Origin of the sequence: Sphingopyxis sp. PAMC25046 (assembly GCF_004795895.1) — a bacterium.
Lineage (GTDB): Bacteria > Pseudomonadota > Alphaproteobacteria > Sphingomonadales > Sphingomonadaceae > Sphingopyxis.
Window position 1 is genome coordinate 1,621,055 of sequence record NZ_CP039250.1, and the last position, 18,003, is coordinate 1,639,057.

General features: G+C 65.8%; 13 protein-coding genes. 9 read left to right on the forward strand and 4 right to left on the reverse strand.

The window, feature by feature from the left end; translation table 11 throughout:
• The first annotated feature begins 12 nt into the window (after window positions 1–12).
• Window positions 13–924: an oxygenase MpaB family protein gene (locus E5675_RS07525; protein WP_247594825.1), complete on the forward strand. Its 912-nt coding sequence runs from the start codon at window positions 13–15 to the stop codon at window positions 922–924.
• Here the strand turns inward: E5675_RS07525 and E5675_RS07530 are convergent.
• Both E5675_RS07530 and E5675_RS07535 read right to left on the reverse strand, forming a co-directional pair.
• On the reverse strand, window positions 921–2,618 hold the full coding sequence (locus E5675_RS07530; protein WP_136173977.1) for a D-aminoacylase: 1,698 nt from the start codon (window positions 2,616–2,618) through the stop codon (window positions 921–923). The two genes, E5675_RS07525 and E5675_RS07530, sit on opposite strands and share 4 nt — an antisense overlap.
• A 22-nt stretch (window positions 2,619–2,640) precedes the next feature.
• Window positions 2,641–3,264: an XRE family transcriptional regulator gene (locus E5675_RS07535; RefSeq protein ID WP_136173978.1), complete on the reverse strand. Its 624-nt coding sequence runs from the start codon at window positions 3,262–3,264 to the stop codon at window positions 2,641–2,643.
• A 141-nt stretch (window positions 3,265–3,405) separates the two neighbouring features.
• Between E5675_RS07535 and E5675_RS07540 the strand changes: the two genes are divergently transcribed.
• The 8 genes from E5675_RS07540 (at window position 3,406) to E5675_RS07575 (ending at window position 14,751) form a co-directional block, all read left to right on the forward strand.
• Entirely contained in the window at window positions 3,406–5,385 is a 1,980-nt protein-coding gene (locus E5675_RS07540) for a serine hydrolase domain-containing protein (protein ID WP_136173979.1), read from the forward strand.
• On the forward strand, window positions 5,385–6,392 hold the full coding sequence (locus E5675_RS07545; protein ID WP_136173980.1) for a dipeptide epimerase: 1,008 nt from the start codon (window positions 5,385–5,387) through the stop codon (window positions 6,390–6,392). The genes E5675_RS07540 and E5675_RS07545 overlap by 1 nt, the downstream gene beginning before the upstream one ends.
• 82 nt (window positions 6,393–6,474) lie before the next feature.
• The gene (locus E5675_RS07550) at window positions 6,475–7,617 is read left to right on the forward strand and encodes a membrane dipeptidase (protein ID WP_136173981.1); all 1,143 of its coding nucleotides are present in this window, start codon (window positions 6,475–6,477) and stop codon (window positions 7,615–7,617) included.
• 4 nt (window positions 7,618–7,621) lie between these two features.
• On the forward strand, window positions 7,622–9,808 hold the full coding sequence (locus E5675_RS07555; protein WP_136173982.1) for a TonB-dependent receptor: 2,187 nt from the start codon (window positions 7,622–7,624) through the stop codon (window positions 9,806–9,808).
• Between the two features lie 20 nt (window positions 9,809–9,828).
• Window positions 9,829–10,869 carry a DUF1611 domain-containing protein gene (locus tag E5675_RS07560; protein ID WP_136173983.1) on the forward strand — a complete coding sequence of 347 codons (1,041 nt, stop codon included), beginning with the start codon at window positions 9,829–9,831 and terminating at the stop codon, window positions 10,867–10,869.
• Window positions 10,866–12,005 (forward strand): hypothetical protein, encoded by a 1,140-nt coding sequence (locus E5675_RS07565; RefSeq protein ID WP_136173984.1) that lies wholly within the window; start codon window positions 10,866–10,868, stop codon window positions 12,003–12,005. The genes E5675_RS07560 and E5675_RS07565 overlap by 4 nt, the downstream gene beginning before the upstream one ends.
• Window positions 12,002–13,573, forward strand: coding sequence for a serine hydrolase (locus tag E5675_RS07570; RefSeq protein WP_136173985.1), 1,572 nt, complete (start codon window positions 12,002–12,004; stop codon window positions 13,571–13,573). The genes E5675_RS07565 and E5675_RS07570 overlap by 4 nt, the downstream gene beginning before the upstream one ends.
• The gene (locus E5675_RS07575) at window positions 13,570–14,751 is read left to right on the forward strand and encodes a dipeptidase (protein WP_136173986.1); all 1,182 of its coding nucleotides are present in this window, start codon (window positions 13,570–13,572) and stop codon (window positions 14,749–14,751) included. The genes E5675_RS07570 and E5675_RS07575 overlap by 4 nt, the downstream gene beginning before the upstream one ends.
• Window positions 14,752–14,757: 6 nt before the next feature.
• On the opposite strand, the gene E5675_RS07580 is transcribed toward E5675_RS07575, so the two are convergent.
• Window positions 14,758–16,095: a sigma-54 dependent transcriptional regulator gene (locus E5675_RS07580; protein WP_136173987.1), complete on the reverse strand. Its 1,338-nt coding sequence runs from the start codon at window positions 16,093–16,095 to the stop codon at window positions 14,758–14,760.
• On the reverse strand, window positions 16,092–17,888 hold the full coding sequence (locus E5675_RS07585) for an ATP-binding protein (protein WP_136173988.1): 1,797 nt from the start codon (window positions 17,886–17,888) through the stop codon (window positions 16,092–16,094). Before E5675_RS07585 ends, E5675_RS07580 begins: the two co-directional genes overlap by 4 nt.
• Window positions 17,889–18,003 lie beyond the last annotated feature (115 nt).

Consider the following 18,003-nt stretch of genomic DNA (forward strand, 5'->3'; position numbering starts at 1 on the left):
GAGCGACAGAGAGTGGTGCGTGCGCCGATGCAGGACGATTATCTGGGGACGGCGATCGATTTCGCCGCGCCCCCCGGCGAACCCGCGCTGCTCGCGCCCGACAGCGTCCAGTGGCGCGTCTACAAGAATCCGATCGCGCTCGGCATCGGCGGCATCGCGGCGGTGCTGCTCGAATTCGCCGAGCCGCGCATCCGGTCGGGGGTGTGGGATCATTCGACCTACAAGGCCGACCCGATCGGGCGTTCGCGCCGCACGGGTCTCGTCGCGATGCTCGCCTGTTACGGTCCCGCGAGCGTGGCGAAGGAGGTGATCGGCAAGGTCAACCGCATGCACGGCAAGGTGAAGGGCGAAACGCCGGCGGGCGACAGATATCGCGCGATGGATCCGGTGCTGCTCGACTGGGTTGCCGCGACCGCCTCCTATGGCTTCCTGATGGCCTATGACCGTTTCGTCCGGCCCGTCAGCGACGCCGACAAGGATCGCTTCATGTCCGATGGCGACACGATCGGTCGCGAGTTCGGGGCGCGGCGCACGCCGCCGACGGTGGCGGCTTTCATGGACATGATGGCCGAGCTCGAACCGCGCTTCGAGCCGCATCCGATCATCTTCGAATTCCTCGATATTATCCAGTCGGGCCGCGCGGCACCGGGCGTGCCGCGCTTCCTGCACCGCGCCATCGCGCGGGCGTCGGTGTCGCTGCTGCCCGATCATATTCGCCGCAAGCTCGAACTCGGCCCGCGCTATGACCTGACGCGGCTCGACCGCACCGCGCTGCGCATCGCCGGCCGGCTCGCCGACCGCCATGTCGATCGCGCGGCGCCGCATTGCCAGGCGAGCGTCCGCCTCGGCCTGCCGCATGATTTCCTGTTCAAATCGCCGGCCGAACAGCGGCGGTTGCTCGCTGCGCTCCCGCTCGCCGCCTAGGAACAGCGGTTGAAGCCGGCGCCGCGCACCGCACGCCCCGGCGTCGCGCCGCTATGCTCGCCGTTCCGCAGCACCGCTACGCCGTTGACGAACACGTCGCGCACCCCGACCGAATATTGGTGCGGCTTCTCGAAGGTCGAGCGGTCGCCGATCGTCGCCGGATCGAAGACGACGACATCGGCATAATAGCCGGGCTTCAGCGCGCCGCGATCGTTGATGCCCAAATTGGTCGCGGGCAGGGTGGTGAGCCGGTACACCGCCTGTTCGAGCGGGATCAGCTTTTCGTCGCGGACATAACGGCCGAGCAGCCGCGCGAAATTGCCGTAGGTGCGCGGGTGTGCGCCCGATTTCAGGAAAACGCCCTCGGGCGCTTGCGACGCGGCGTCGGAGCCGAAGCTCATCCATGGGAGCCGGATCTGTTTCCGCACATTGTCCTCGGACATCAGGAAATAGACGGTGCCGACGCGCGAGCCATCCTCGACGACGAGGTCCATCGCCGTCTCTTCGGGCGACTTGCCGCGCATCTTCGCAACCTCGGCGAGCGTCTTGCCGGTTAGCGGCTTGAGCGCGTCATTCTTGAAGCCAGAGAGGATCATCTTGTCGGCGCCCGCGCCGAAATAGAGATTTTCCCAGTCGCTACCGGGCTTCTTCATCTCCTCGGCAACGCGCGCGCGGATCGCCGGGTCCTTCAGCCGCTCGATCCATTGTTCGAGCCCGCCCGCCTGGACCCATGTCGGCATCGCCGCGTCGAGGCCCGTCGCGCCCGCCGTATAGGTGTACATGTCGGTGGTGATGCGCAGCCCCGCGGTGCGCGCATCCTCGATCTTCTTCACGATCGTGTCGAGCTTGCCCCAGTTGCTGCGCCCCGCCATTTTCAGATGATAGATTTCCGCGGGCGCGCCCGATCGGCGCGAAATCTCGATCAGCTCGTCGACGGCCTCCTCGATCCGGTCGCCCTCGGAGCGCATGTGGCTGATATACATGCCGCCGCATTTCGCGGCCTCGCTCGTCAGCGCGACGAGCTCGTCGGTCTCGGCATAGGAACCGGGGGCATAGATGATCGAGCTGCCGACCCCCATCGCGCCCTCGTTCATCGCCTGCTTCACCAGCGCGCGCATCCGGCCGAGTTGCTCGGAATTCGGATCGACGTCGCCTTCGCCCAGTTCATGGACGCGCACCGTCGCGGCGCCGACGAAGCTCGCGACATTGGTCGATATGCCGCGCTTTTCGAGCCAGCCGAAATAGTCGCCGAGGCTCGTCCACTCGATCGGATATTTGATGTCGCCCTGTCGCTCGGTCTCCTGGCGCTTCATCGTGGCATTCATCGGCCCCATCGACCAGCCTTCACCCATCACCTCGAGCGTGACGCCCTGCCTGATGTCGCTCTGGCTTTTCGGATCGGCGATCAGCGATTCGGTCGCCCAGCTCAGCATGTTGATAAAGCCCGGCGCGACCGCCATGCCCTTCGCCGCGACCTCCTTCGTCGCCGTGCCTTCGACCTTGCCGACCGCGACGATGCGATCGTCCTTGATCGCGACGTCGCCGACGACGGGCGGCTTGCCCGACCCGTCGTAGATGGTGCCGCCACGGATGATCAGGTCATAGGCCGGCGCCTGTGCGGCGATCGGCCCCGCGACCAGCATCGAGCTGCACAGCAGCAAAAGCGAGGGTGCGAAGCGCCGGGGCGTTGCCATTTATGTCTCCATTTTCGGTGGGTTATCCGTGAAGGCTCATCAAGCTGTCCATCAACCCGTCGTCGGCGCTCGAGCAGACGCCAAGGACGAGGGCTTCGTCATACCCGTCGGCGACGACATAGGCGTGGCCCATCGACGAATCGATATAGATGCCCTGGCCGACGTCGAGCGTGACGGGATCGTAGAATTCGCTGTGCACTTCGATCCGCCCTTCGAGGACATAGATGAATTCCTCGCCCTGATGGTGGACGAGCTCGCCGAACTCGCTCGCGCTGTGGGCGCGGATGCGCGTCAGGATCGGGATCATCCGTTTCTGGCGCAGGTCGGTGCAGAGGTAATGATAATCGTAATTGTCGGTGGTGACGCGCGCGGCGCGATCGATCGCGGCGATGCTGCGGCGTCCGGTGACGCGCGGCGCGGCCTCTTCCTCGTCCTCGGCGAACAGGTCCGACATGCGAATCTTGAGTCGCTGGCTCAGTTGCTGGAGCTTGTCATAGCTCAGCGTCAGCCGGTCATGCTCGACCTTCGACAGCGTCGAAACCGGAATGCCCGACTTCGCGCTCATTTCCTTGAGCGTCCAGCCGTTTCGCGCGCGAATGCCCTTCATCACCGTGCCGAGCGTCGGCGGGGTTGCACGGTCCGCCATCAATTTTTCCATTCCATATTTGACAATTTTCTAATCAGGATCATTATGTCCCTATTGGGTCAACAACTGTTGGTCCCTTGGTAAGGGGTCGCGCGGCTTGCCGCAAGGTGTGACAGGCGCGCCAGACAAAAGGGGAAAGCGATGCGTTTCATCCGCAAGGCGATGATCGGGCTGGCGGCCTTTGCCGCGCTGCCGCTCGCGGCGCAGGGGCCGGTGCCCGCGCCCGCCGTGAAGAAGGCCGAGGCGACTGCGCCGGTTGCCAAGACGGCTGCGGCGCCGGTCGCGCTCGACCCCAAGGATCTCGAAGCGTGGATGGACGGCTATCTGCCCTACGCCCTCGAACGCGGGCGCATTCCGGGCGCGGTCGTCGTCGTCGTGCGCGGCGGCGAGGTCGTGCTTCAGAAGGGCTATGGCTATTCGGATGTCGCCAAGCGTGCGCCCGTCCTGCCCGAGACGACGCTTTTCCGCCCGGGCTCGGTGTCGAAGCTGCTGACCTGGACCGCGGTGATGCAACAGGTCGAGGCCGGCAAGATCGACCTCGACAAGGACGTCAACGCCTATCTCGATTTCAAGATTCCGCCCTATGAGGGCAAGCCGGTGACGATGCGCAACATCATGACGCACACCGCGGGCTTCGAGGAATCGGTGCGCCACCTGATCAGCAGCGATCCGAAGGCGGTGATGACGCTGAAGAAGCAGATGCCGCTCGCGCTGCCCGAGCGCGTCTTCGCGCCCGGCACGACCCCGGCCTATTCCAACTATGCTACCGCGCTCGCGGGCTATATCGTCGAGCGCGTCAGCGGCGAGCCGTTCGACAATTATATCGAAAACCACATCTTCCAGCCGCTCGGCATGACGCATTCGTCGTTCCGCCAGCCGCTTCCCGCGCGCCTCGTGCCGCATATGTCGAAGGGCTATCCCGACATCACGCAAAAGCCCGAGCCGTTCGAAATGGTGATCCCAGCGCCCGCGGGCAGCCTGTCGTCGAGCGGCGCCGACATGGCGAAGTTCATGATTGCGCACCTCAATGACGGCGCGGGGCTGATGAAGCCCGAAACCGCGAAGATGATGCACGATTTCAAGGCCCCCGGCGTCGGCCCGCTTAACAGCATGGCGCTCGGCTTTTATGAACAATGGGTCAACGGCCACCGCGCGATCGCGCATGGCGGCGACACCGTCTGGTTCCACTCCTACCTCTGGCTGTTCCCCGACGCCGATACCGGCGTTTTCGTATCGATGAACAGCGCGGGCAAGGACGGCGCGGCGGGAGCGGTGCGCAGCGCGCTGTTCCACAAATTCGCCGATCGCTACCTGCCGGGTCCGGCCGAAAAGCCGGCGCAGGTCGATGCCAAGACGGCGCGTGAGCATGCGCAGATGATGGTCGGCAATTATATCAGCAGCCGCGGCAGCTTCACCAATTTCATGAGCCTGTTCGGCCTGCTCGGGCAGGCGTCGATCGGCTTGACCGAGGACGGAAAGATCACGCTCCCCGCGCTCGACGGACTCGGCGCGGGCGCGCGCGACTGGGTCGAGGTCGAACCGTTCGTGTGGCGCGACACCGGCACGGGCGAACGTCTTGCGGCCGAGGTCAAGGACGGGCGCGTCGTGCGCTGGAGCATCGACGCCGGATCGCCCTTCATGGTGTTCGAACCCGCGCCCGCCGGCGTCAATGCTGCATGGCTCAATCCCGCGCTGATCCTCGCCTTCGGCATCATCCTGCTCGCGGCGCTGGCATGGCCGGTGCGTGCGCTGGTGCGGCGCAGCTTCAAGGCCGAGTTCGCGCTTCAGGACAAGTCGCTCCGCGCCTATCGCCTGTCGCGTGTCTTCGCTTGGCTCGCGCTCGGCGCGCTCGCCGGATGGATCGGGCTGATCGCCGCTTTCTCAGCCGACATCGGCAGCATCGGCGGTCCGCTCGACTGGCTTATCCACCTGCTGCGCATCCTGACCCCGCTCGCCGCCTTCGGTCTGCTGGCGACAGCGGCGTGGCATCTCTGGCTCAGCATCAAGGGCAAGCAGAAGTGGACGATGAAGCTCGGCGCGGTGCTGCTGATCCTCGCCGCGCTCGTACTCGTCTGGGTGACGCTCGTCTTCCACCTCTATGGCTTCGGGATGGTCTATTGATGGCGACGCAGCAGGCCTCGAAATTGACGCTCGACCTTCGGGTCGAGCGTTTTCCCTATCATCAGCCCTTCCGCATCTCCGGCCACGTCTTCACCGAAACCGCGCTGCTCGTCGCCGAGATATCCGACGGCACACATGTCGGGCGCGGCGAAGGAGCCGGGGTCTATTATCTCGGGGACGACATCGACCATATGCTGGCCGAAGCGGCACGGGTTCGCGATGACATCGAGCGCGGCGCAACGCGCGAGGAATTGCAGAAACTGCTGCCGCCCGGCGGCGCGCGCAACGCGCTCGATTGCGCTTTCTGGGATCTGGAAGCGAAGCAGGCGGGACGTCCCGTGTGGGCGCTCGCGGGGCTTGAGCAGCCCAGGGCTCTGCGCTCGACCTTGACGCTCGGGGCGGACAGCGCCGAGAATATGGCGAAGGCCGCGTTAGCGATCGACCCGGAGGCGCCGATCAAGGTCAAGCTGACGGGCGACCTTGCTGACGATATCGCGCGCATCGAAGCGATCCGCACCGCACGCCCCGACGCGTGGATCGGCGTCGACGCCAATCAGGGCTACGACGTCCGCACGCTCGCCGACCTGCTCCCGGTGCTCGTCTCGGCGCGCGTCGCGCAGCTCGAACAGCCGCTAAGGCGCGGACGCGAGGCCGACCTCGACGGGCTGAAACGGCCGCTGCCCTTCGCCGCGGACGAAAGCGCGCTCTCGTTCGTCGATACCGCCGCGCTCGTCGGGCGCTTCGACATCGTCAACATCAAGCTCGATAAATGCGGTGGCCTGACCGAAGGGCTCGCGATCGCGCGGCAGGCGAAAAAGCTCGGGCTCGATGTGATGGTCGGCAACATGATGGGGACCAGCCTGTCGATGGCGCCGTCCTATCTGGTCGGCCAGCTCTGCGACATCGTCGATCTCGACGGGCCGACGTTCCTCGCGCGCGATCGGGTTCCCGGCGTCGAATATCGGGGCGGGATGATCCATTGTCCGGCAGAAATTTGGGGTTCGTGACAAATTGATGTCCTAAACGGGTTGACAATTTTCTGATTAGGACAATAGTCTTTGAATTGAGATTTCATTGAGGGAGGCTGGAATGACGTCGTCATTCCCGATGACGCGCCGCGCGGCACTCGCGGGCGCGGTCGGGGTCGCTTTGTCCGCGCCGATGGTGAATCGCGGCGCCTATGCCTTCGCGGCGGCCCCGGCGAAGGCCTATTCGCGCCGCGCGGTCGACCTCGTCGCCTCGTCGCTCGTCATCGACATGCTGGCGCCGCTCAAGATCACCATGTCGCCCGACTATGTCGCGCACAGGCTGACCGATGCCGAGGCCGCCGAGTTCCGGGCATCGGGCATCACCGGCTTCCACAACGCCTACGGCCTTGGCGGCCCCGATGCGAAGCAGCAGGCGCTCGAATTTCTTGCCGGGTGGCAGGGTTTCGTCGGGCGCAACAGCCATGTCTTCACGCTCGTCGACGGAGCCGTCGATCTCGACCGCGCCAAGGCGGAAAAGAAATGCGCGGTCATCATGGGCATCCAGAATGCCGAGCATTTCGAAAAGGTCGAGGATGTCGCGCTGTTCCGCCGCCTCGGCCTCCGCTGTGCGCAGCTCACCTACAACAGCCAGAACCGGATCGGGTCGGGCAGCACCGAGCGCGTCGACGGCGGCGTCAGCGATTATGGCGCGGCGATCATCGCCGAGATGGAAAAGCAGAAGATGCTCGTCGATGTCTCGCATTGCGGTGACAGGACGACCTTGGACGCGATCGAGATAGCGAAGGGCCCGATCGCGATCACCCACAGCAATGCCCGCGCGCTCGTCGATCACCCGCGCGTCAAGACCGACGAAGCGATTCTGGCGCTCGCGGCGAAGGGCGGGGTGATGGGCATCACCGGGGTGCGCATGTTCGTGCGGACGACCGACCCGACCAACGTGGGGCATATGGCCGATCATATCGACCATGTCGCGAAGCTCGTCGGCATCGACCATGTCGGGATCGGCTCCGACGCCGACCTCCACGGTTATGACGATATGCAGCCGGACGAATATGCCGCGCTCAAGGGCAGCTACAAGGGCAGCTATGCCTTTCGCGACAAGATCGACATCGACGGTTTCGACCATCCATTGAAGACCTTCGACCTCGTCGAGGAACTCATTCGCCGCAACTATTCGAACGACAACATCCGGGCCGTGCTCGGTGGCAATTTCCGCCGCCTGCTCGCCCAAGTCTGGGGGTAAGACGATGAACAAGGGACTTTTCGTTGCAGCAAGCATTGCCGCGGTGATCGCCGCGATGCCGGCACAGGCGCAGGAAGCGGGCGCGATCGAAGCCGCGGGCGAGATCGTCGTCACTGCGCAAAAGCGCGTCCAGAATGTGCAGGACGTGCCGATCTCGATCGCCGTGGTCAGCGGCGAGGAACTGCAGGAGCAGGGCTCGGCCTCGCTCGTCGATTATGCGGGCTATGTTCCCGGCATGAACGTCAGCAACGGCGGCACGCCGGGCCAGACGACGATCACGCTGCGCGGCGTCGCGCCACTCAACGCCAGCCAGACCGTGGGCATCTATCTCGACGATGCGCCGGTGGGGTCGAGTGCGCTTTACAATCGGGCGGGGTCGTTCACGATCGACCTCATGCCCTATGACCTCGAACGCATCGAGGTGCTCAAGGGGCCGCAGGGCACGCTTTACGGCGCCAGCTCGATCGGCGGCCTCGTCAAATATGTGACCGTTCAGCCCGATACGAGCGCGTTCAAGGTGCGCGCGGGCGTCGAGGGTTTCACGATCAAGGACGCGGGCAGCCTCGGCTGGGGCGGGCAGGTCTATGCCAACGCGCCGATCGTCACCGACACGCTCGCGATTTCGGGCAGCTTTGCGTGGCGCAAGACGCCGGGCTGGGTCGACAGCGTCAACAATGCGGGGCTGAAGGACCAGAATGACTATGAACAGCGCGGCGGCCGTGCCGCGCTGCTGTGGCAGCCGACGCCCGAGCTCAGCATCAAGCTCGCGGGCATCTGGCAGTCGCTCGATTCGGACGGAAATGGCCTCTATGCCGCCGATCTCGACGGCAACCGGCTCGGCAACGGCCATTCGTTCAACAATTATGTCCCCGAATCCTACGACATCGATCTCGACTATTATTCGGCGACGATCGACTATGATTTCGGCGCCGCGACGCTGACGTCGGCGACGACATATAGTCAGACGCAGAGCCGGCAGGTGCAGGATGCAAGCTACGCCTTTGGTGTGCTGTTCCCGCTGCTCACCGGCGGCGCGGTCGATCCTGGCATCACACCCTTTTCGCTCGACCTCGGGCTCAAGAAATGGACGCAGGAAGTCCGTCTCGCTTCGCCGAGCGGCGGTCGTTTCGAATGGATGATCGGCGGTTTCTTCACCGACGAGGAAACGAGCAATGCCCAGCTCGTGCGGTCGTTCGACATGGACGGCAATAGCATCCCGGGGCTCGACCCGCTGGCGATCGTCGGGCTGCCCGCGACCTACAAGGAATATGCGATCTTCGGCAACGCGACCTTCAAGCTCAGCGAGCAGTTCGAAGTGACCGGCGGCCTCCGCTGGGCGCGCAACGAACAGACTTTCACCCAGATCAGCGAAGGCGCGATCGTTCCCAGCGCCAACGATCCGGGTGAATCGGCCGAAAGCGTCTGGACCTTCTCGGTCAGCCCGCAATTCCACATCAACGAGGATGCGATGCTCTATGCCCGCGTCGCGACGGGCTATCGCCCCGGCGGCCCGAACGTCATTGTCCCCAATGTCCCGCCGAGCGTCGATGCCGACCGCATGACCAATTACGAGGTCGGGCTGAAGGCCGATTTCGCCGACCGCATGGTGTCGGTCGATGCAGCATTTTTCTGGATGGATTGGACCGACATTCAGGTCACGCGCGCCTTCGGCGGCGTGTCGGGTGGCGCGAACGGCGGCAAGGCGACGAGCAAGGGCTTCGAAGGCAGCCTCGCGCTGCGCCCGGCGGCGGGGCTGACGATCAGCGCCACCGGCAGCTACACCGACGCGACGCTGAGCGAGGACGTGCCCGAGATCAGCGGCGTCGATGGCGACCGCCTGCCTGCGGTGCCGAAATTCAGCGGCGCGCTGCGCGCCGATTACGAGTTCGAACTGGGCGGAGGTAACCGGGGCAGCTTCGGCGCCGGCATCCGCCACGCGAGCAACCGGCTGTCGCTGGTCGAGAGCGACCCGCTCGTCGCGCGCGCCAAGGCCTATACGTCGGTCGATCTCAACGCGTCGGTGACCTTCGATGATCACTGGACGCTCCGCGCCTATGCGCGCAATCTGCTCGACAACAAGGGCGAGATGGCGCGATCGACGTTTGCCGACGGGCTCAACCAGCCGAGCTTCCTCGGAATCTCGCCGTTGCAGCCGCGCACGATCGGCGTCGCGCTCGACATGGCTTTCTGAGCGAACTGGAGTTGGACAAGATGAACGCGCCCACCGGCAGACTGGCCGAAAGCCTGACCCTGCCGCAACCCTATCTGCTGTTCCTCGGCGATACGACCGAGGCGGGCTATGCCAAGACCGCCTTCGGCCTCGCCGACTGGGCGGCCGACCGCTGCGTCGGCGAATATGGGATCGGCGCCTGCTCGGTCAGCGCCGGCTTGCCGCGGCTGTCGCCCGCCGAGGCACGCGCCGCGGGGGCACAGTCGCTGGTGATCGGCGTTGCGAACCAGGGCGGCGTTATCGGCGACGCCTGGGTCGCGGTGCTTGTCGAGGCGATGGAGGCGGGGCTCGACATCGTCAGCGGGCTCCACACGCGGCTCACGAGCATTCCCGCGCTGGTCGAGGCGGCGCGGCGCACGGGGCAGCGGCTGATCGACGTGCGCACGCCGCCGCCGTCGATCCCGATCGCCAATGGGCGCAAGCGCAGCGGCAAAAGATTGCTGACCGTCGGCACCGATTGCGCGCTCGGCAAGAAATATACTGCGCTCGCGCTGCACCGCGCTTTTGTGGCGCGCGGGATCGACGCCGATTTTCGCGCGACCGGCCAGACAGGCATCATGATCGCCGGCGGCGGTATGCCGATGGACGCGGTGGTTTCGGATTTCGAGGCCGGGGCGGCGGAAATATTGAGCCCCGATGCGCCCGACGATCACTGGGACCTGATCGAGGGGCAGGGGTCGATCTTCAACCCCGCCTATGCCGCGGTGTCGATGGGGCTGCTGCACGGCAGCCAGCCCGACGTATTCGTCGTCTGCCACGACCCGGCGCGCAAGGTGATCCTCGGCATGGAAAGCTTCGCGCTCCCGAGCATCGAGGAAGTGATCGACCTGACGATCCGCCTCGGCAGCCGCACCAACCCGGCGATCCGCTGCGGCGGGGTGAGTCTCAACACCTCGGCTTACGATGCCGATGCGGCCGAGGCGCTGATGGCGGCCGAGCGGCAACGCCTCGGCCTGCCGGTCACCGACCCGATTCGCGGCGGCGCGTCGTTCGACGCGCTCGTGGACAATATTCTCGCATGAGTGTGGGCGAGACGGGCGGCAGGTCGAGCTGGTTCCAGCGCTTCCTGCTGCCCGGTTTCGCGCTGAAGGCCGTCATCATCGGCGGCGGCTATGCGACCGGGCGCGAACTCGCCGAATATTTCGTGCCGTCGGGGCCTTGGGGCGGGCTGTCCGCGATGCTGCTCGCGACCCTCATCTGGAGCGTCGTCGCCGCGTTGACCTTCGCGCTCGCGCGCAAGCTTGGCGCCTATGATTATCGTGCCTTCTTCGAAGGGCTGCTCGGCCCCGGGTGGATCGCGTTCGAAATCGCCTATCTGATCTTCGTGGTCCTGATCCTCGCGGTTTTCGGCGCCGCTGCCGGCGCTATCGGCGCGGCAACCTTTGGCTGGCCCGAGCTGGCCGGCTCGGTGCTGCTCGCGCTCGCCATCCTCGGTTTCACCGCCTTCGGCACCGCGCTGGTCGAGACCTTGTTCAAATATGCCTCGACGCTGATCTATGCGGTCTACGCGCTGTTCCTCGTCTTCGCGCTCGCGAGTTTTGGTGGATTGATCGCGAGCGGTTTCGCGAATGCGCCGCCGCCTTCGGGGAACTGGGTGGCAGGCGGCATCACCTATGCGAGCTATAATATCGTCGGGGCGGTCGTCATCCTGCCCGTCCTCCGTCACCTGACGAGCCAGCGCGACGCGGTCATTGCGGGGCTGATCGCGGGGCCGCTGACGATGCTGCCCGCGATCCTTTTCTTCGTCGCGATGATGGCGTTCTATCCCGCGATCGGCGGTGAGACGCTGCCGTCCGATTTCCTGCTGCGCCAGATGGCGGTGCCGGGTTTTCATGTACTGTTCCAGCTGATGATCTTCGCCGCTTTGCTCGAAAGCGGGGTCGGCGCGATCCATGCGATCAACGAGCGCGTGTCGGGTGTCGTCGAGGCGCGCGGCCGCCCGCCGCTCGGCACCGGCGCCCGCGCGGCGATCGGCGGCGCCGTGCTCGTCGGCTGTATGTTCGTCGCATCGCGTGTCGGCCTCGTCGACCTGATCGCCAGCGGATATCGCTTCCTCGCGTGGCTGTTCCTCGCGACCTTCGTCTTGCCCTTGCTCACCGTCGGTATCTGGCGCCTGCTGCGCCCCGCACCCGCTACCCATATGGAGGCTTTGCCATGAAACGCCTGCTTGCCCTGTCGCTGATGCTGTCGGTCGCCGTGCCGGCGTGGGCCGAGCCGCCCGCCGACATCGGCGAAAGCGTCGAGGCGCTGCGCAAGAAAATTGGCGCGGCGGGCGTTTCGATCGCGATCGTCGAGGATGGCAAGACGACGCTGTCGCGCGGCTGGGGCGTGCGCAAGCTGGGCGAGCGCGGCGCGGTCGATGCGCAGACGATTTTCCAGACCGGCTCGACCGGCAAGGCGATGACCGCCGCGGCGCTCGCGGTGCTGGTCGACGAAGGCAAGATCGGATGGGATGATCCGGTCATCCAGCATATGCCGTGGTTCCGCATGTACGACCCGTGGGTCACGCGCGAGATCACGATCCGCGACCTGCTCGTCCACCGCAGCGGGCTCGGGCTGGGGCAGGGCGATCTGATGTTCGTGCCGCGCACGCACCTGACGCGCAAGCAGACGGTGGAGCGCGTCGCGTACCTCAAACCCAAGACAAGTTTTCGTTCGGCCTATGCTTACGACAATATCCTTTATGCGGTCGCGGGCCAGCTGATCGAAGAGGTCACCGGCCAGACATGGGAGGATTTCATCCGCGCGCGCGTGCTGCGCCCCGGCGGCATGAAAAATGCGACGAGCGACAGCGAAGACCGCTTCCGCGTTCCCAACCGGTCGTGGCCGCACGCGCGGCTGTCGGGCGCGCTGCGCGGCCTTGGTCCGCAACAGGCGCTGAACGAACGCGACGAGCTTGGCCGCAACGGCGCGCCCGCGGGCGGGCTGGCACTCAGCGCCGACGATATGGCGGCGTGGCTCAAGATCCAGCTCGCGCACGGCGCGCTGCCGAATGGCAAGCGGCTATTCAGCGAGGAACAGGCGGCCGAGATGTGGACGCCGGTGACGCCGGTGCCGATCACGCCTTTGCCCACCGAGCTCAAACCCGCGCAGCCGACGCAGCAGGCCTATGCGCTCGGCTGGAATGTGCAGGATTATCGCGGCCACCGCATCATCCAGCACGGCGGCGGCGTCTTCGGGTCGATCACGCGCGTCGTGATGATCCCGGACAAAAATGTCGGCTTCGCGATCATGATGAACAGCGAGGACAGCGGCATGCTCCTCGGCCTCACCTACGATCTGCTCGACCATTATCTGGACCAGGGCGACTATGGCTGGATCGCGAAATGGGAAGACTGGTATCAGGCGCGGCTCGCGGGCGGGGTCGAGTTTCTGAAACAGTCGCAGGCGTCGCCGGCGCAGAGCGGTCCCTCGCTCGCGCCGGCGCGCTATGCCGGGCGCTACCGCGATCCCTGGTACGGCGATGTCGTGATCGGCTCAGACGCGAAGGGGCTGACGATCGACTTCACCTCGACGCCGCGGATGGCGGGACGGCTAGATCATTGGCAATATGACAGCTTCGTCACCAAATTCGACGATCCGGCGATCGAACCTGCCTATGTGACCTTCGCGCTCGATGCCGACGGCAAGGTGACGGGCGTGACGATGAAGGCGGTGAGCAAGATCGCCGACTTTAGCTGGGACTATCACGATCTCGACCTGAAACCTGCGGAGGACAAGAAGTGAAGTCTATCGCCATCCTGCTGACGGCCACCGCGCTGACCGCCTGTTCGACCGGTGGCGAACAGCCGAAGGCGGCGCCCGAGGCGCCGCTGCACAGCCGGATGCTGGTGCTCGACACGCATCTCGACACGCCGCTCCATTTCGAGCGCGCGGGCTGGAGCTTTGCCGACCGTCACGCGCTCGCGGACGACATGGCGCAGCTCGACATTCCGCGGATGAAGGACGGCAACCTCGATGGCGGCTTCTTCGCCATCTACACCGATCAGGGCCCGCTGACCGCCAAGGGCTATGCCGACGCGCTGGCGTTCGCGCGGGCGCGGTCGGAGCTGATCGACCGCACCATCGCCAAATATCCCGACGCCATCGCGCCTGCGCGGACTGCGGCCGACGCGGTGCGGCTCAACAAGGAAGGCAAGCTCATCGCCTTCAAGTCGATGGAGAACAGCTATCCGCTCGGTGAGGATCTGTCTTTGCTCCAGGAGTTCTACGACAAGGGACTGCGCCTCGCCGGGCCGGTGCATTCGAAGGACAACCAATTCGCCGACAGCGCTACGGGCGAGGGGCACTGGAAGGGGCTGAGCTCGCTCGGCAAACAATGGGTCGCCGAAATGAATCGCCTCGGCATCGTCATCGACGCGAGCCATTCGTCCGACGCGGCGTTCGACCAGATGCTCGAATTGTCGAAATATCCCATCCTGCTGTCGCACTCGAGTCTGCGATCGGCCTACGACCATCCGCGCAACCTCGACGAGGGACGGCTGAAGGCGCTCGCGGCGAAGGGCGGGGCGATGTGCATCTCGACCATCTTCATGTCGGAGATGAAGATGTCGCCCGCGCGCGGGGAGCTGTTCGGCAAATATGAACGGATCGGGTCGCTGTCCGCCGCCGAGCAGGCCGACCTCAATCGCCAGTGGCGCGAACTCGACAAGACCGAGAAACTATGGGCAGCCGATTTCGACGATTATATGAAGATGGTGCTGCGTGCGATCGAGGTTGGGGGGGTGGATCACATCTGCTTCGGCGCCGACTGGGACGGCGGCGGTGGCCTGCCCGGCATCGAGGATATTTCGGCGCTGCCCAAGGTCACCGAACGGCTGAAGGCGGCGGGCTATTCGGACGTCGACATCGAGAAGATGTGGAGCGGCAATATTCTGCGCGTGCTGGCTGCGCAGGGGAAATAGCAGAGGTCAGCCGCGGAACTGCCGGGGGTCGATCCCGAGCTTCGCCATCTTGTCGTAAAGCGTCTTTCGCGGCACGCCCAGCCGCGCCATGGTTTCGGCAATATTTCCGCGTGTTTGCGCCAGCGTGTCCTCGATAATCGTCGCCTCGAAGCGGCGCACGCGCTCGGCGAGCGGCGCGTCGGCGGGCATCGCCGCGCGGCCGGGGTCCGACGGCAGGTCGAGCACGACGCTATAGGCGAAATTCTTGAGTTCGCGGACATTGCCGGGCCAGTCGTGTTCGACGAGGTGACGGCGCACCGCGTCGTCGATCCGGAAGTCCGCCAGCCCCATCTTCGCCGCGGCTTCGTCGAGGAAGAAGGCGAAGGTTTGCGGAATGTCCGACCGCCGCTCGCGCAGCGGCGGGATGCGCAGCTTTACGACGTGCAGCCGGTAATAAAGGTCCTCGCGAAAAGCGCCGCGGCGCACTGCGTCCATCAGGTCGGTCTTCGTGGCCGCGACGACGCGCAGGTCGACGGGCTCGGGCGCGCTGGCGCCCAGCGGCTGAACCTCGCGTTCCTCGATCACGCGGAGCAGCTTTGCCTGCACCGCTGGGTGCATCGTATCGATCTCGTCGAGAAACAAGGTGCCGCGATGCGCGCTGCGGATCCGCCCGGCCTGTCCCAGCTTGCCTGTGGCCCGGTCGGTCATGTCGCTGCCGAACAGCTCGGCCTCGGCCAGTTCCTGCGGCAGCGCGGCGCAATTGACCGCGACGAGCGACGCCGCGCTCCGCCGGCTTTGGCGGTGGAGCATATGCGCGACCAGTTCCTTGCCCGTCCCCGTCTCGCCCTCGATCAGCACGTCGATGTCGGCCTGTGCAAGCTGCGCGATCGTCTCGCGCAGCCGCACCATCGCCGGGCTTTCGCCGATCAGCGGGCTATCGATCGCCGCCGCCGCGGCGGTCAGCCGCCGGTTGTCGAGGATCAACGCGCGGTGCGCGAGCGCGCGGCGGACGATGCCAACCAGATGATCGGCGGCAAAGGGCTTGGCGAGGAAATCGAAGGCGCCGTCGTGCAGCGCGCGCACCGCCATCGCGACGTCGGCATGGCCGGTGATCAGGACGACCGGAATCTCGGGATCGATCGCGTGGATCGCCGCGCGCAGCTCGAGCCCGTCCATCCCCGGCATCCGGATATCGGTGACGACCACCCCCGGAAAATCGGCTGCGATCCGCGGCAGCACGCTTTGGGCATCGGCAAAGGCCTCGGCCGTCAGCCCGGCAAGGTCGAGCGTCTGGACATTGGCTTCGCGCAGCGCAGCATCGTCGTCGACGAAGAATATCGTCTGTTCGGCGGTGAAGAAGCTCATGCCGGCCTCAGCGTCAGGCGGAAGCCGGCACCGCCGAGTGGCGAGGGAATGAGCGTCAGCGTGCCGTCGAAGCCGTTCATGATGTCGCTCGCGATTGCCAGCCCCAGCCCCAGCCCGTCGGGCCGCCCGGTGACGAAGGGCGTGAAGAGCTGCGGCAATATGTCGGCGGGAACGCCGGGGCCATTGTCGCAAATGTCGATCAGCACCGGGTCGCTGCCATGCGCGCGGAGCGTAGCGCGCGCGCCGTCGATGCCGCGCATGGCCTCGGCGGCATTTTGCAGCAGGTTTATCAGCACCTGCTCCAGCCGCACGCGGCCCGCATGCACCGCGATGGCCGGATTCTCTACCTCCACGTCGAGCGCAATGCCCTGCGCGCGCAGCCGGTCGCCGATCAGCAGCAATGCCCCGTCGATCGCCGATTGCAGCGGGACTGGACCGAGCGGCGCCGGCGCGCGGCGCGCGAAATTGCGCAGTTCGCCGGTGATCGCGCCGACGCGCGCGGTCAACTCGACGATATGGTCCAGATTGCCGCGCGCCTTGCCCGCCTGTTCGCGGTCGAGATAGGCAAGCGCGTTTTCGGCGAAGGTCCGGATCGCGGCGACCGGCTGGTTGATCTCGTGCGCGACGCCGGCGGTGATCTGTCCGATCGAGCCGAGCCGGCTTGCCTGCGCCAGTTCCTCGCGCGCGGCGCGATAGCGGCGATCGGTTTCGGTCTGCCTTTCCGACGCCAGCCGCAATTCGTCGTTCGCGTCGCGCAGGTCGCGCGTGCGCGCCGCGACCTCGCGCTCGAGCGCCTCGTGCGCGGCCTGCCGCATCGTCTGCCGCTCGACGAGGCGGAGCAGCGTGACGATCGCCGCGCCCACGAGGATGAGCAGGATCAGGAAGATGACGCGCGCGGTTGCGTCGGCGCTGGCGCGCGCGGGCTCCGCGGGCTGGAGCAGGCGGAGCGTGCTGCCGGGGAGCGATACGCGCTCGTCTGCCTGGCGGAACAATTGGTCGCCGATGCGAAGATCGCCGTCGATGCGGCGAACCGGCAGCGGGGCCAGCCGCGCCTCGCCATAGCTGCGCGTCGCGCGAAGCCGTTGCTGCGCTTCGGCCGAAATCGGCTCGAACGAGCGGAAGCGCCAGCGGGGATCGCTGCTCATCACGACGATCCCCGCCGCGTCGGTCACCAGCGTCGTTGCCGCCGAATCCGCCCAGCGTGCCTCGAGCTTGTCGAACTCGACCTTGAGCACGATCACGCCGAGCTGGCGTCCGCCCACGGTGACGCGGCGCGCGAGATAGAGCCCGGGGCGCCCGCTGACCGTTCCGAGCGCGAATAGCTCGGCCTCGCCGCGCTGCATCGCGCCCTGGAAATAGGGACGAAAGCGGTAGTTCTCGCCGACGAAGCTCGTCGCCGCGCGCCAGTTGCTCGCCGCGATCGTCGTGCCGCCGGCATCAAGGACATAGATCACCGCGGCGTCGGTGCGCGCCGCTAGCTGTTCGAGTTCGCGGTCGAGGCGGCGTGATGCGGCGGCGCTCTTGTCGGCGAGCGCCGCGCGTACGTCTGGAAATTCTGTGAGGACGCGGGGCAGCAGGCGGAATTTCTGCAATTCGCTTTCGAGCAGGCTCGCGTGGGCGCGCGCATTCTGGCGCGCTTCGAGACCGGCCTGCGCGCTCGCACGGCCCGTCGCCCATTGCGCAAGCGCGAACCCGGCGACGAGCAGGACGGCAAGCCCCGCTGCAACCGCGACGATCACGCGTCGGCGGTTGGCCTGGGGACCGATCGGAGTCGAATCGCGCGGCGAATGCATGTGTGGATTATTGCACAAATATCGACGAGCGTATGCGGGAAATCGCACAATTCATGTTCCCCGGCAAAGGCTTCGATCTATAAAATTTATATATTACAGTATATTATATTTACCT

Coding starts and splice junctions, on each gene's coding strand:
- E5675_RS07545 (WP_136173980.1), top strand. CDS start 5,385: ATGGCGACGCAGCAGGCCTCGAAATTGACGCTCGACCTTCGGGTCGAG.
- E5675_RS07570 (WP_136173985.1), top strand. CDS start 12,002: ATGAAACGCCTGCTTGCCCTGTCGCTGATGCTGTCGGTCGCCGTGCCG.
- E5675_RS07585 (WP_136173988.1), bottom strand. CDS start 17,888: ATGCATTCGCCGCGCGATTCGACTCCGATCGGTCCCCAGGCCAACCGC.
- E5675_RS07580 (WP_136173987.1), bottom strand. CDS start 16,095: ATGAGCTTCTTCACCGCCGAACAGACGATATTCTTCGTCGACGACGAT.
- E5675_RS07530 (WP_136173977.1), bottom strand. CDS start 2,618: ATGGCAACGCCCCGGCGCTTCGCACCCTCGCTTTTGCTGCTGTGCAGC.
- E5675_RS07555 (WP_136173982.1), top strand. CDS start 7,622: ATGAACAAGGGACTTTTCGTTGCAGCAAGCATTGCCGCGGTGATCGCC.
- E5675_RS07550 (WP_136173981.1), top strand. CDS start 6,475: ATGACGTCGTCATTCCCGATGACGCGCCGCGCGGCACTCGCGGGCGCG.
- E5675_RS07540 (WP_136173979.1), top strand. CDS start 3,406: ATGCGTTTCATCCGCAAGGCGATGATCGGGCTGGCGGCCTTTGCCGCG.
- E5675_RS07535 (WP_136173978.1), bottom strand. CDS start 3,264: ATGGCGGACCGTGCAACCCCGCCGACGCTCGGCACGGTGATGAAGGGC.
- E5675_RS07560 (WP_136173983.1), top strand. CDS start 9,829: ATGAACGCGCCCACCGGCAGACTGGCCGAAAGCCTGACCCTGCCGCAA.
- E5675_RS07565 (WP_136173984.1), top strand. CDS start 10,866: ATGAGTGTGGGCGAGACGGGCGGCAGGTCGAGCTGGTTCCAGCGCTTC.